Below are 13,868 nucleotides of genomic sequence, written 5' to 3' on the forward strand. Positions count from 1 at the left end.
GTTCGTCTCCCTTCCATATACGAATACAAATAAGAAAGGGGTCTTATGAATGAACAAAACATGGTTAACTGTCGGTATATCGACAATGCTTTTTGGAAGCGTTTTAGCGGGATGTGGCAACGACGAAAAAACAGCAAACAATGAAAACAAAGGCGAAACGAAAGAGGAACAAGTTGAAGTAACGCTCGCCGGCTGGGGCGGCAACCCGATGGAACAAAAATTGTTAAAGCAAACGTTAGACGAGTTTGAGAAAACATATCCGAACATTAAAGTAAAACATGAAGTCATTTCCGATCAATATATGGATGTCATTAAAACGCGGCTCATTGGTGGCGAAGGTCCAGACGTATTTTATTTAGATGCGTTTGAAGCGCCGGCGATGATTGAAACAGGCGTATTAGAGCCGCTCGATGACTATGTGACAGATGATTTTGACATTGATGACTTTGAAAAACCGCTTCTTGATGCGTTCAAAGGCCCGGACGGCAAAATATACGGCTTCCCGAAAGACTATTCGACGTTAGCGCTTTTCTACAATAAAAAAATGTTTGCTGAAGCGGGATTAGACGTGCCGAAAACGTGGGACGAGTTGCGCGAGGCGGCGAAAAAATTAACGAAAGGAACAGAAGTGTACGGCTTCGGAGCTGCGCCGGAATTAGCGCGTTTATACTACATTGCGGAATCAAAAGGCGGCAAAGTCGTCACAGATAACAAAGCGAGCTTTGCCGATCCGAAAGTCGTTGAGGCGTTGCAACCAATTGTTGATATGCGTTTAAAAGATAAATCAGCGGCGCAACCGAGCGAAGTTGGCGCCGGCTGGGGCGGTGAAATGTTCGGTCAACAAAAAGCAGCGATGGTTATTGAAGGAAACTGGGCGATTCCATTTTTACAAGAAACGTTCCCAAATACGGAGTTCGGCACAGCGGAAGTGCCAACAATTGACGGGAAAAAAGGAACGATGGCATACACAGTTGCTTACGTCATGAACAAAGATTCGCAAAAGAAAGAAGCAGCTTGGAAACTCATTTCATTTTTAACAGGAAAAGAAGGAATGAAAATTTGGACGAGTAAAGGATTTGCATTGCCAACGCGCAAATCTGTTGCGGCTGAGTTAGGATACGACAAAGATGAATTGCGCGCGGCACTTGTTGCGGGAGCGCCGTATGCGACCGTATGGCAAAACGGTACGAACTTACCGATTATTATGAACAACTTTAACAACCAATTTGTGAGCGCGTTTTTAGGTGAACAACCGCTTGACGAAGCGCTCAAAAAAGCGCAAGACATTGCGAATAAAGAAATTGAAGCGAAGTAACGGCTGAGGGGGGCTCCCCTCGCTGTTCCCTTCTTTCAAGTGAAGTGTTGCACAATCTTCACTTGAAAGAGGCGAATAGCACGACAAAAGGAGATGAAAATATGTTTACTCGTAAGCGATGGAGAGAAGCAGGAACGGCATATACGCTATTAGCACCGACGTTATTTGTTCTTCTTTTATTTGTCATTGGTCCGATTTTATTTGCGATTTATTTATCGTTTCATAAAGTGCAGTTGTTAGGGACGACAAGTTTTCAATTTGTCGGGTTTGATAACTTTACACGTATATTAGAAGATACACGAGCAAAAATTGCGCTTTGGAATACGGTAAAATACGTGGCGATTGTCGTGCCGACGCAAACGATGTTAGCGCTCGTTTTAGCAGCGACGCTTAATGCCGGTTTAAAAGGAGAAAAGTTTTTCCGCATCGTTTACTTTTTACCGACGTTAACATCGTCCGCCGTTTTGACGCTTATTTTTATGTGGATGTATAACCAAAACGGTCTTGTTAACCACGTGCTCAAGTTTTTCGGTTTGCCAACGTACAACTGGCTTGGCGATCCGTCTGTGGCGTTAAATGCGATTATGATAATGAACATTTGGTCGACGGCCCCGTTTTTTATGGTCATTTATTTAGCCGCGCTGCAAGATATTCCGGATTCATTGTATGAAGCGGCTGAGCTAGATGGGGCAAACGCTTGGCATAAATTTTGGTACGTCACCGTTCCGTATTTAAAGCCTGTCACATCGTTCGTCGTCATTATGGGGTTAATCGGTACGTTCCAACTATTTGACCAGTCATACATTTTCTCTGGCGGTTCAGGTGGTCCGAACAACGCGACGTTAACGGTTGTCCTTCTGATTTATCAATATGCGTTTAAATCGTTTGGCACGATGGGATATGCGGCTGCATTAGCGTTTGCGTTAGCGATCGTCATTTTACTTGCGACATGGTTGCAGCGGAAGTTTTCAAAAGAAGAGTCGCTTTATTAGGAGGGAAGGACATGCGATTAGGTAAAGCATCATTATATACGATTCTCGTATTATATGCGATCGTGACGATGATTCCGTTTTTATGGGCGCTTTCGTCATCGTTTAAAACGCTTGAGGAAATTGTGAGCGGTTCGATGAGCTTTATCCCGAAAGATTTTACGCTCGATAATTATAAACAAATTTTCATTGAACAAGAGCTGTTTCCGCGTTGGTTTATGAATAGCGTCATTATCGCGGTGACGGTGACGATTTTGAATTTAATGTTTAACTCAATGGCAGGGTATGCGCTCGCTCGCCTTCATTTCCGAGGAAAACGTACTATTTTTATGATCGTGCTTGCTGTATTAATGATTCCAGCGCAAGTGACGATGATTCCGAACTATTTAATTTTAAAACAGCTCGGTTGGTTGAACTCGTATCAAGGTATGATTGTACCAGCGATGGTTAACGCGACGTTTATTTTTATGATGCGCCAATTTTTCATTAACTTCCCGAAAGAATTAGAAGAAGCGGCAGCGCTAGATGGGTTAAGCCGCATCGGTACGTTTTTCCGCATCGTGCTGCCGCTTGCTCGACCAGCGCTTGCCGCGCAAGCCATTTTCGTCTTTATGGGCTCGTGGAACGACTTTATGCGTCCGCTTATCATTTTATCCGATCCGCAACTGTTCACGTTGCCGTTAGGGTTAAATAGCTTTAAAGGGCAATATATTAGCTATTGGAACTACATTATGGCGGCGTCAATGGTGTTTACGATGCCTGTATTAGTCATTTATGCGTTTTTCAATCGCTACTTTGTTAAAGGCATTTCGTTTACAGGTGGGAAATAGCCTCCCACCTTTCATTCTTTTAATTTCTTCCCATTCACGATATTCGCTAATAAACACAATCGCATATCCTGTCACAATCACCCCAATACCTAACACTTTCATCAACTGAATCCATTCTCGATCCACGTTTCCACCTCGTCATACTATTGTTTATTCATTGTATGGCAACGAGAAGGGGAATGTGTCAATCCGCTCCATATCCGACGTCTTTGTCTGGATGAATAAACGGAGCGTTTTCGCTTCGTTTTTTTTCTAATTGCGCACGGTTTTCAGGCGTGTTCCAGCCGATGTCGTTCGTCGGGTGCACCCATTCGTCCCCAGCCATAATGCTCGGGTCTGTTTCATCGCTCCATTCATTGAGCGGAGAATGTGGTGAATTGTATTTACTGTCGCCGATGACGACGCCATATTTGTTCACAAAAGGCGGCTGCATGCGCATGCCCGTTCCTTTAAACGACGGAGCATGTATTTGATGCGGCTGCGTTTCGTCCAAAATTGGCGATTCGATCTCTTTTTCCATCCATCATCACCTCGCTATTAATGTGGCTTAACAACGTATAAAATATGTCGTTTTGCATGACATTATTTGTGAGGGGGGATTCATATGCGTTTTTCAATTGCACAGTTGCATGAGCGCGACATCGCCCAAGTGCAACAATGGGAACAAACGCTTCGGCAACAAACAGGTGAAGACATTATATTGATTGCATACAAAGGAGTGGAACGTGATGAAAAGAAAAGTGACACATGATGCAGCGAAAACAAATAACCAAACGCCGACGGAAAGCATGCCGAAAGATGAATTTGCTGCACAATATGCTGGTGGCGAAGATATGAGCCGAGGGGCAAACCGAAACTCGAAAAAAGGACGGCAAGGAACATGAAAAATAAACAAGCAGGGAAAACGATTCCAATTCCAAGCGATATATTAAAGGAAGAATTCGGGAGCGAACAAGGCGACATCAATGCGCATAAAGTGATCGAGCTGTTAGAAGAAGTGAAGAAGAAAGATGTCTCTCCCTAAATATGACTAAAAGCGCTAGCATGAGGAGCTGGCGCTTTTTTACATCATCTCTAAGCTATCGAATTCCGAACATTCGATAGCTATCTTCTCTAGTAAGGAACATCCCTAAATGATGTCCTTCCCACACTTTAAATCTTTCTTATAGTTGAAATTATAAAACCTCAATAAATGATTTGTCAATTCGTCTCCATCTCTAAACTATACGTCTCTGCTTTCATCGTCGATTGGTTAAAGTAAACGATCATCGCCATGTTGCACAGGCGCACTTGTTTCGTTTGTAAATAATGCGGCAAGTCGAAAGGAATCATTTCGACGACGGTATGTTTAAATAATTCTTTTTCGCTTAGGGAAAGAAGATGCGGTTGTTCGGACAGTTTTTCGTATACGCGCGCGCGCGCACTCTTGTCCGTTTTTTCGTCCCACCACGGTTTGCGCGGTTTTTGCTTTTGATTGCGCAAATAGTCGTATTTCATGAGCGCTTCGACGATCGGCAAGTCGTTCGTGTGTAACGTTTGTAAAAACGAATAGAGACGGCGGAATAAATCTTCAAGCTGATGTCCGATGCGCGCCCATCCTTGTTCGTCCCAATACGTGCCGAACGATTGGAAAAAGTCAAACGGTGTGTCAAATAAATGGGTGACGATATATTCAATCGTCTCGTCCATGCGATGGTCGTTCCAATATTTTTCAAGCGCATCTTCTACTTGTTTTAAGCGAATGACGTCGTCAAATGACAGCACGCGGTTGCGCAACATTTCATACGGTGCCCGATCCATAAAGACGTAGCCGTACTCGTCTGCTTGACGGCGCAGTCCTGTGCCGCGCAACATTTTTAAAAACCCGAGCTGCAATTCTTCAGGGCGAAGGGCAAACACGTCGTTAAACGTTTTTCGAAACGATGTGTAATCTTCTTCAGGGAGTCCGGCAATTAAATCGAGATGTTGCGCAATTTTTCCACCTTGTTTTACCATCGTAACCGTTCGGGTAAGCTTATCAAAATTTTGTTTCCGCATGACGAGTTTATTGACTTCATCGTTCGTCGATTGCACGCCAATTTCAAAGCGAAACAGTCCCGGCGGCGCTTCACGGTTTAAAAACTCGATCACTTCTGGACGCATAATATCCGCTGTAATTTCAAATTGAAAGACGACGCCCGGCACGTGTTCGTCAATTAAAAATTGAAACATATCCATCGCATAGCTGCGGCTAATGTTAAACGTGCGATCGACAAATTTAATGACTTTCGCGCCATGTTTCATTAAGTAGCGTAAATCTTCTTTTATTTTTTCACGGTCAAAATAGCGCACACCAACTTCAATGGACGACAAACAAAATTGACAGCTAAACGGACAGCCGCGGCTCGTTTCCACGTATGTGACGCGCTTGGACAAATGCGGAATATCTTCTGGAAAGCGAAACGGCGACGGCATATTCGCTAAATTGATTTTATTTCGTTGCGGATTGATGACCGGTTTGCCGTCTTTGTGAAAGGCAAGTCCAGCGATCGTTGCGACATCTTCACCGCGATGAAGCGCCGTTAGAAGCTGTTTAAACGTTTCTTCTCCTTCGCCGATGACGATATAATCAAACTGTGGTACGCGCTCAAGCCAATAAGCAACGTCGTATGACACTTCCGGTCCACCGACGACGATCGTAACGTTCGGATGCACTTTTTTTAATAGCTGAACGACTTCAATCGTCTGTTCAATGTTCCAAATGTAACAGCTAAATCCAACGACATCCGGCTTGCGGCGGTATAAATCGGTGACGATATTTAACACAGGGTCTTTAATCGTATATTCGACGAGCTGCACATGAAACTCCGGTGCGGCGTATGCTTTCAAATACCGAATCGCTAAGTTTGTATGAATATATTTCGCATTTAACGTTGTACAGATAATGTTCACTGCAAACGACTCCTTCATATGTAGGTTGTAACAAGCTATTATATCATATCGGAAGGGAAGGGAAAAAGGGTGCCCTTCTCGTAGGACACCCTCTTTTATGTTATGCAGAAATTTGTTTTTCTGCTTTTTTCGTTTTGCCGCGGTTTGACATCATAAAGAAGATGAAAGCGATGACGACGACGGCGTATAAAATGAACCATATGTTGAAGCCGCCGACGATGAAGCCCATGCCAAGCATACCTGCAGCTAAAATGTAATACGTCATCGGAATGAGCGCTTTGCGAATTAAACTTCCTTCTTGACCGACGAGGCCGACGGTTGCAGAAGCAGCGACGACGTTATGGACGCAAATCATATTTCCTGCTGCTCCGCCAACAGCTTGCAGCGCGACGACAACCGCAGCGCCTGAAGCGGATAAGCCGATGCTTTCTGCCGTACCGAACTGGAAGAGGGAGAACATCATATTGCTAAATGTGTTACTTCCCGCGATAAACGCGCCGAGCGCACCGATGAGCGGCGCAACGACCGGCCATGCTGAACCGGCGATGTGCGATACCCCTTCAGCTAAAACGAGCGGCATGCTTGCAAGTTCTTCTGTTTTGGAGTTAATGAAAATGTTGATCATTGGCACGGCGAAAATGAGCGCCGAACCTGCGCTTAATGCCGTTTTAAATGAATCGCTAAACGCTTTTTTGTAGCTTTTTGCATCCATGCGATGTAACACGTATGTGATGAGCGAAACGATTAAGAAAATTGTACCTGGCAAGTAAAGTGGCGTCGATTTAATCGCGATGCCGGAGTTAAACACGTTGTCGATTAAAATGGTGACGCTTTCTCCTGTTAAAAATGTTTTTACTTCCGTTACTGTGCGCGTAATGACGAGCAAAATCGCAACTAATACGTACGGGAACCATGCATTCAAAAGCGAAATGCGCTTGTTTCCTTGTTGCAAGTTCACTTGTTCGTTGTTTAAGCGGCCGATCCATTCTTGTTCCCACTCGATCCGCTTTTCAAAGTCAAACGTATCTTTTGGCATAAACAAGCCTGCTTTTGCGGCTGGTACGACGATCATCAGGCCGATTAACGCCCCGACTAACGATGGAAACTCTGGTCCGAGCACGTTTGCGATGATCGCGTACGGAACGGTGAACGCCAATCCGGCAAGCAACGCAAACTTCCATACGCGCAATCCTTCACGGAACGAACGATTTTTACCGAAAAAGCGCGTCATCATGCCGACCATAATGAGCGGAATGAACGTTCCGACTAACGCATGAATGATGCCGACGTTTGCGGCAATTTGCAACAAATAATCCGTAAACTCCATATCGCCAATCGCTTTCATAACCGCTTCTTGGTTCGCAAGCCCTGTATTAACTCCAACGAGAATCGGCGTACCGATTGCTCCGAAAGAAACAGGCGTACTTTGAATAATAAGCGCAACTAATACGGCAGCCATCGCAGGAAAACCGATTGCGACAAGAAGCGGGGCAGCGATGGCAGCTGGCGTACCGAACCCTGCTGCACCTTCAATAAACGAGCCGAACAACCAAGCGATAATAATTGCTTGAATGCGGCGGTCTGGCGAAATGTGAATAAATCCTTGGCGAATCGTTTCAATCGCGCCGCTTTCTTTCACCGTATTTAAAAGCAATACCGCGCCAAAGACGATAAACATAATTTCAATCGCCGTTTTCATACCGTTGACGCTTGCAGCGGCGACAACGTTCATTTTCGTGCCCCAAACAAATAGGGCAATAGCGGCGGTGACGACGAGCGCAACAGGCATCGCGCGGCTCGCTGGCCATTTCAGTACGACGAGAAATAAGAAAACTGTTAAAATTGGCAATAGTGCGATAAATGATAACACACCGATGCTCATATACATCCCCCTTTGTTTATGTGAATGATATAACAATATGTGATGACGTAATTCCTTATCCCCTCCTCATAAGGTCATACAATCATCTGATGAGTATATCATAATGTAAGCGCAATCATTTTTCAATACAAAAATTTAAAAATTTTTCACACTTCTTTTGTACAAAAATATGATATGATATTCTATTTGTGTGGGGGAGTAAATCAGGAGATGATGGGGTGGACAATGTGTACAAACAAATTAAGCCGAAAAAAATATATGAAGAAGTAGCCGAAGCCATTTTACATATGATTCAAACGGGACAGTTAAAGCCCGGAGATAAACTCGACTCCGTTCAGCAGCTTGCCGAAAACTTTCAAGTTGGTCGCGCGGCGATTCGCGAAGCGTTAACGGCGCTTAGGGCGATGGGGTTCATTGAAATGAAGCAAGGGGAAGGCACATATGTGCGCGAATTTGATCCGGCGATGTTGTCGTTTCCGATTTCTGCTGCTGTGCTGATGAATAAAGAAGACGTTGCCCATTTATTAGAAGTGCGTAAGTTGCTTGAAGTCGGCGCAGCTGGAGTGGCGGCGCGAAAACGGACGGAAGAAGATTTGCGCGCGATGCAAAGCGCCCTTACGCAAATGCGTGAGGTGATCGGCGACGAAGAGCTTGGGGAACAGGCCGACTTTTTATTTCATATGGCGATTGCGGCGGCGACGAAAAATCCGCTATTAGTCAGCTTAATGAACAACGTGTCGGGAATGATGATGGAAACGATGCGTGAAACGCGCCGCATTTGGTTGTTTGCGAAACAAGCGACGACGGAGCAGCTGCTTGAAGACCATATCGCCATTTTTGAAGCCATTCGCGAACAAAACATCGAACTTGCGCAAGAGCGAATGAAAGACCATTTAGGACACGTGGAAAAAGTGCTGGCGAACTACATTTCTTCATGATGGAGGAGCTTCCTCCACACTTACTCATCAGATGACCGGTTGACTAATTTGGCAATTGCATGTAAAGTGAAGGAAAAGAAAACGTTTTCGAAAGGGGATCGGGGATGAACGTTACATTATTCGTTACATGTTTAGTCGATTTATTTCACGTCAATGTCGGAAAAGCGACGGTAGAGCTATTAGAGCGGCTTGGATGCACAATTCATTTTCCAGAAGGGCAAACGTGCTGTGGTCAGCCCGCGTACAATAGCGGGTATGTAAAAGAAGCGAAGGAAGCGATGAAACATATGATTCGCACGTTTGAACATGCGGAATATATCGTGACCCCATCCGGTTCGTGTGCGACAATGTTTAAAGAATATCCGCACATTTTTAAAGGGGATGGCGAATGGGAAGCGCGGGCGCAGCGCCTTGCCGATAAAACGTACGAACTGACGCAATTTATTGTTGATGTGCTAAAAGTGGAAGATGTCGGCGCACGGTTAGAAGGAAGGGCGACGTATCACACATCATGTCATATGACGCGCCTGCTCGGCGTAAAAGATGCGCCGCTTACGTTATTACAACACGTGAAAGGGCTGGAAGTTGTCCCTTTGCCAAACGCGCACAATTGCTGTGGATTTGGCGGTACGTTTTCTGTAAAAATGGGGCCGATTTCTGAACAAATGGTCGATGAAAAAATTCAATGCATTGAACGAGTCGAAGCGGACTACTTAATTGGTGCCGATTGCGGCTGTTTAATGAACATCGGCGGGCGCATCGAACGAAAAGGGAAGCCGATTCGCGTCATGCATATTGCCGAAGTGCTTAATTGTCGATAAGGGGGGGGATTTATATGGCATTGAAAATTAACATGGGAGAGTTTCACGAACGCGTCGAGAAAGGGATTCATAATACGTTTATGCGCGGAGCGGTTGCTGGAGCGCAAGAGCGGCTGCGCACGCGGCGGTTGGAAGCGGCCGCTGAACTTGGCAATTGGGAAGAATGGAGGGCGCTCGGAGAAGAAATTCGCCAACATACGCTCGAAAACTTAGATTACTATTTAATGCAGTTGAGCGAAAATGTAAAAAAGCGCGGCGGCCATGTGTTTTTTGCGCAAACGGCAGAAGAAGCGAACGACTACATTTGCCGCGTCGTCGCAAGCAAACAAGCGAAAAAAATTGTGAAGTCGAAGTCAATGGTGACGGAAGAAATTCATATGAACGCTGCGCTCGAAAAGCTCGGCTGTGAAGTCATTGAAACAGACCTCGGTGAATACATTTTGCAAGTCGACGACCACGATCCGCCGTCACACATTGTCGCACCAGCGCTTCATAAAAATAAAGAACAAATTCGCGACGTATTTAAAGAAAAGTTAGCGTACACAAAAACGGAAAAGCCGGAAGAGCTTGCCCTTCATGCGCGCGAGATGTTGCGTCATGAATATATGACGGCTGATGTCGGCATTACCGGCTGCAATTTTGCGATTGCCGAGTCCGGTTCGATTACGCTCGTGACGAACGAAGGAAACGCCGACTTAGTGACCGCGTTGCCGAAAACGCAAATTACAGTCATGGGAATGGAGCGCATCGTTCCGACGTTTGAAGAAATGGAAGTGCTCGTTAGCTTGCTGACGAGAAGCGCCGTCGGGCAAAAGTTGACGAGCTACATTACCGTTTTAACAGGCCCGCGCGAGGAAGGGGAAGTGGACGGACCAGAAGAATTTCATCTCGTCATTGTCGATAACGGGCGCTCTGACATTTTAGGAACGGAATTTCAGCCGGTGTTACAATGCATTCGCTGCGCTGCTTGCGTCAACGTCTGCCCGGTATATCGCCATATCGGCGGTCATTCGTACGGCTCGATTTATTCGGGACCGATCGGGGCGGTGTTGTCGCCATTACTTGGCGGATATGACGACTATAAAGAGCTACCGTATGCATCGACGTTATGCGCAGCATGTACGGAAGCGTGCCCGGTTAAAATTCCGCTTCATGAACTGCTATTAAAACATCGCCAAACGATCGTCGAGCGCGAAGGAAAAGCGCCGATTTCAGAAAAGCTAGCGATGAAAGCGTTCGGATTAGGTGCGGCATCGTCGCTTTTATATAAAATCGGTTCAAAAGTGGCGCCGAGCGCGATGAATCCGTTTACCGTCAACGACCGCATTTCGAAAGGACCAGGACCGTTAAAAGCGTGGACGGACATTCGCGAGTTTCCAGCGCCAGAAAAAGAGCGGTTCCGCGATTGGTTGAAGCAAAGGGGGAATGAGTGATGGAAGCTTTTTTGCAACGCATTGCGTCGCGGCTCGGACGCGATGTGCGCACGTCTGTAGAACGCCCGAAATGGAAACATGCCCCGCAACATACCGTATTTCAAGGGTATAGCCAAGACGAGTTGCTTGATGAATTAAAAAAGCAATGTACCCGCATTCATACGACGCTTGTCGAAACGACAGCGGATCGCCTCGTTGCCGCGATAGACGACGTTATCGCGGCACATGGCGGCGGCCCGATTGTCGTCGCCAACGATGAGCGTTACGAGCAGTTTGGATTAAGCTCGCTTTTCACGCGCGAAGATGTGCACGTATGGGACGTATCGCTCGGACGGGCGAATATCGAAGCGGCTGAGCGAGCCAATATTGGCATCACCTTTAGCGATATCACATTAGCTGAATCAGGAACGGTTGTGCTATTCAACAATCGCGATCAAGGGCGGACGATTAGCTTTTTGCCGAAAACGTATGTGGCGATTATTCCGAAAAGCACGATCGTTCCGCGCATGACGCAAGCGGCGCGCCTCATTCGCGAGAAGCATGTCCCGTCGTGCATCAACTTCATTACAGGTCCGAGCAACTCCGCAGATATTGAAATGAACTTAGTCGTCGGCGTGCACGGACCGGTGAAAGCGACATATATCGTCATCACCGACCGATAGAGCAGCGAACAAGCTGCTCTTTTTTATTCCGATCAGATTAGTAAAATTTTCAGAAAGTTAAGAAGGAATAACAAAACATGTAGCGAATATACATTATAACTATGGAGAGGGAGTTCGTTGAGGAGGGAAAGCGTTTGAAAGGAAATATGATTGAAAAACCTCAATCCATTGAGCTGATTAAACAAGAAAAAGAAGCGATGGAAGAGAAAATACGTCAATATCGTTTTATTTTTGAACAAGCGACAGATGCGATTGTGTTAGTGAATAAAGACGGGGCGTTCATCGACATGAATGAAGCGGCGTGCCGCCTGTTTCGTGCGTCAAAAGAAAAGCTGCTGCAAAAACATTTTCAAGACTATTTGCACCTTGTGCCTGAACACATTTTCCAATTTCAAAAACAAATGCTTCATAAGTTCGGATCATACGATGACGAGCTTGTTATCCGTTTAGCTGATGGCGAAACGAAGCATGTGCAATTGTTTATGCGCCGCCACCCATCATTTGATTTATACATCATCCGCGACATTTCCTCAAAAAAAGTGCTCGAGCGTGAACGTTCGATTAACGAAACGTTATTTAAAGATTTGTTTAACCGCGCAGGCGACGGCATCGTCATTTTTGATGCGCAAGGGCGATTTATTGATGCGAATCCTTCCTTTTGCGCGAGCGTCAACGTAAACAAAGAGGAGCTGTGCAAGCTTTCCATTCAAACATTTATCCCGATCGAATATCATCATTTGTTCGAACAACTGTTGCTGACGTTAAAGCGCACAGGGACAGTATCGAGCGAACTGCCGTTTATTTTAGCGGACGGCATGCAAAAGCTGTTTGAAATGACGCTTACGGCGAACGTACATAGCGGCTTTTTTATGGCGATTATGCGCAACATCACCGAAAAGCGAAATATGGAAATGAACTTACAGAGAAGTGAAGAGCGATTTCGTGCCATTTTTGAACAAGCTCACGAAGCGATTTTCATTTGCGATGATTTCGGCAACATTTTGCGCGCCAACCCTGCGGCAAGCCGAACGTTTGAATTGCCGCTCCACGATCTCGTCCATGCGAACGTCTTGCAATTTATCGATGCAAAAAGCAAAAAAGCGCGCCGCGTGCTGCGCCAATTTTTCCGCGACGGAGAAATTCGCGACGAATTAACGTTTCATATGCCAAATGGAGAGCGAAAACAGCTTGAATTTACGTCGAAAAAAGGAGTCATTAACGGCTACCATTTAACGATTTTTCGCAACGTGAGCGAACGTAAAAAAATGGAGAAAGAGTTGCGCGAACAAGAACAAAAGTTTCGCAGCATATTTAATCATGCGATGGACGGGATGATGTTGATTGACGATGAGCAGCGCATTTTTGATGCAAATCCGGTAGCGTGCCGCATTTTCGCTTTAAAAAAAGAACGGTTAATCGGAAAACGAGTGCACGCTTTTATCGGAACGAATCATTTAAAACATTTTCAAACGTGGCTGAGCGAAGCAGGGGAAGAAGAAGAATTCGTCATGGTGGACGGAGAAGGGAATCGGAAAATTGTTGAACTGTCGTTTAAACCGAACGTCATTGAACATGTTGGACTTATGATGGTGCGCGACATTACGGAGAAAAAAGAAATGGAAGAACGTCTGCGCAAGTCGGATACGTTGAACGTCGTCGGGCAGCTTGCGGCAGGAATTGCCCATGAAATTCGCAACCCGATGACGGCGTTAAAAGGGTTTATTCAACTGTTACAAGGAAGCATGAGTCATGAGAACGAAACGTATCATATGTACTTCGATGTCATTACGTCGGAATTGAAACGAATTGAATCGATTATTACCGAGTTTCTCGTGCTCGCTAAGCCGCAAGCCGCTCATTATGAAAAAAACGATGTCGCGAAAGTGATGCAAGAGACGGTTGACTTATTAAGCGTGCAAGCGACGATGCATAACATTCAAATTGAAGCGACGTATGAACACGTTCCGCTCATTTATTGCGACCCGAAACAATTAAAACAAGTGTTTATTAACATACTGTAGATGAGCAAATTTACTAACATAAATTTACAACCAAACAAAAAAGGAG

General features: G+C 45.4%; 15 protein-coding genes. 11 read left to right on the forward strand and 4 right to left on the reverse strand.

Annotated elements, in window-relative coordinates; all coding sequences use genetic code 11:
* The first annotated feature begins 49 nt into the window (after nt 1-49).
* The 3 genes from V7Z64_RS02035 to V7Z64_RS02045 all read left to right on the forward strand — a co-directional run bounded on the left by V7Z64_RS02035 (nt 50) and on the right by V7Z64_RS02045 (nt 3,134).
* Nucleotides 50-1,315 carry an ABC transporter substrate-binding protein gene (locus tag V7Z64_RS02035; RefSeq protein ID WP_003396836.1) on the forward strand — a complete coding sequence of 422 codons (1,266 nt, stop codon included), beginning with the start codon at nt 50-52 and terminating at the stop codon, nt 1,313-1,315.
* Nucleotides 1,316-1,416: 101 nt separating this feature from the next.
* On the forward strand, nt 1,417-2,307 hold the full coding sequence (locus V7Z64_RS02040; protein ID WP_297990482.1) for a carbohydrate ABC transporter permease: 891 nt from the start codon (nt 1,417-1,419) through the stop codon (nt 2,305-2,307).
* Between the two features lie 11 nt (nt 2,308-2,318).
* The gene (locus V7Z64_RS02045) at nt 2,319-3,134 is read left to right on the forward strand and encodes a carbohydrate ABC transporter permease (RefSeq protein WP_297990484.1); all 816 of its coding nucleotides are present in this window, start codon (nt 2,319-2,321) and stop codon (nt 3,132-3,134) included.
* On the opposite strand, the gene V7Z64_RS02050 is transcribed toward V7Z64_RS02045, so the two are convergent.
* Together V7Z64_RS02050 and V7Z64_RS02055 are read right to left on the reverse strand one after the other, a co-directional pair.
* A complete protein-coding gene (locus V7Z64_RS02050; RefSeq protein ID WP_297990486.1) occupies nt 3,069-3,260 on the reverse strand; it encodes a hypothetical protein in 192 nt (63 codons plus the stop codon). The two genes, V7Z64_RS02045 and V7Z64_RS02050, sit on opposite strands and share 66 nt — an antisense overlap.
* Before the next feature lie 58 nt (nt 3,261-3,318).
* Complete coding sequence (locus tag V7Z64_RS02055) at nt 3,319-3,654, reverse strand: DUF3905 domain-containing protein (RefSeq protein ID WP_297990488.1); 336 nt, start codon at nt 3,652-3,654, stop codon at nt 3,319-3,321.
* Nucleotides 3,655-3,738: 84 nt separating this feature from the next.
* On the opposite strand from V7Z64_RS02055, the gene V7Z64_RS02060 reads away from it, so the two are divergent.
* From V7Z64_RS02060 to V7Z64_RS02070, 3 genes are read left to right on the forward strand one after another with little or no spacing between them, the layout of a single operon-like run.
* A complete protein-coding gene (locus V7Z64_RS02060) occupies nt 3,739-3,885 on the forward strand; it encodes a hypothetical protein (RefSeq protein ID WP_297990490.1) in 147 nt (48 codons plus the stop codon).
* Nucleotides 3,863-4,018, forward strand: a complete 156-nt coding sequence (locus V7Z64_RS02065; protein WP_171700665.1) for a hypothetical protein — start codon at nt 3,863-3,865, stop codon at nt 4,016-4,018. Before V7Z64_RS02060 ends, V7Z64_RS02065 begins: the two co-directional genes overlap by 23 nt.
* Nucleotides 4,015-4,158 (forward strand): hypothetical protein, encoded by a 144-nt coding sequence (locus V7Z64_RS02070; RefSeq protein WP_297990493.1) that lies wholly within the window; start codon nt 4,015-4,017, stop codon nt 4,156-4,158. Before V7Z64_RS02065 ends, V7Z64_RS02070 begins: the two co-directional genes overlap by 4 nt.
* A gap of 176 nt (nt 4,159-4,334) precedes the next feature.
* On the opposite strand, the gene V7Z64_RS02075 is transcribed toward V7Z64_RS02070, so the two are convergent.
* Entirely contained in the window at nt 4,335-6,065 is a 1,731-nt protein-coding gene (locus V7Z64_RS02075; RefSeq protein WP_297990495.1) for a B12-binding domain-containing radical SAM protein, read from the reverse strand.
* Nucleotides 6,066-6,165: 100 nt separating this feature from the next.
* Entirely contained in the window at nt 6,166-7,947 is a 1,782-nt protein-coding gene (locus V7Z64_RS02080; RefSeq protein WP_297990497.1) for an L-lactate permease, read from the reverse strand.
* Nucleotides 7,948-8,165: 218 nt separating this feature from the next.
* On the opposite strand from V7Z64_RS02080, the gene V7Z64_RS02085 reads away from it, so the two are divergent.
* The 5 genes from V7Z64_RS02085 to V7Z64_RS02105 all read left to right on the forward strand — a co-directional run bounded on the left by V7Z64_RS02085 (nt 8,166) and on the right by V7Z64_RS02105 (nt 13,822).
* Nucleotides 8,166-8,885, forward strand: a complete 720-nt coding sequence (locus tag V7Z64_RS02085) for a FadR/GntR family transcriptional regulator (RefSeq protein ID WP_297990499.1) — start codon at nt 8,166-8,168, stop codon at nt 8,883-8,885.
* A gap of 104 nt (nt 8,886-8,989) precedes the next feature.
* Nucleotides 8,990-9,706, forward strand: a complete 717-nt coding sequence (locus V7Z64_RS02090; protein WP_297990501.1) for a (Fe-S)-binding protein — start codon at nt 8,990-8,992, stop codon at nt 9,704-9,706.
* A 14-nt stretch (nt 9,707-9,720) separates the two neighbouring features.
* Nucleotides 9,721-11,139 (forward strand): LutB/LldF family L-lactate oxidation iron-sulfur protein, encoded by a 1,419-nt coding sequence (locus V7Z64_RS02095; protein ID WP_297990503.1) that lies wholly within the window; start codon nt 9,721-9,723, stop codon nt 11,137-11,139.
* Nucleotides 11,139-11,801, forward strand: a complete 663-nt coding sequence (locus V7Z64_RS02100; protein WP_297990505.1) for a LutC/YkgG family protein — start codon at nt 11,139-11,141, stop codon at nt 11,799-11,801. Before V7Z64_RS02095 ends, V7Z64_RS02100 begins: the two co-directional genes overlap by 1 nt.
* A 146-nt stretch (nt 11,802-11,947) precedes the next feature.
* Nucleotides 11,948-13,822, forward strand: a complete 1,875-nt coding sequence (locus V7Z64_RS02105; RefSeq protein ID WP_297990509.1) for a PAS domain-containing sensor histidine kinase — start codon at nt 11,948-11,950, stop codon at nt 13,820-13,822.
* Nucleotides 13,823-13,868 lie beyond the last annotated feature (46 nt).

This window comes from Anoxybacillus sp. (genome assembly GCF_036834105.1).
Classification (GTDB): Bacteria; Bacillota; Bacilli; order Bacillales; family Anoxybacillaceae; genus Anoxybacillus.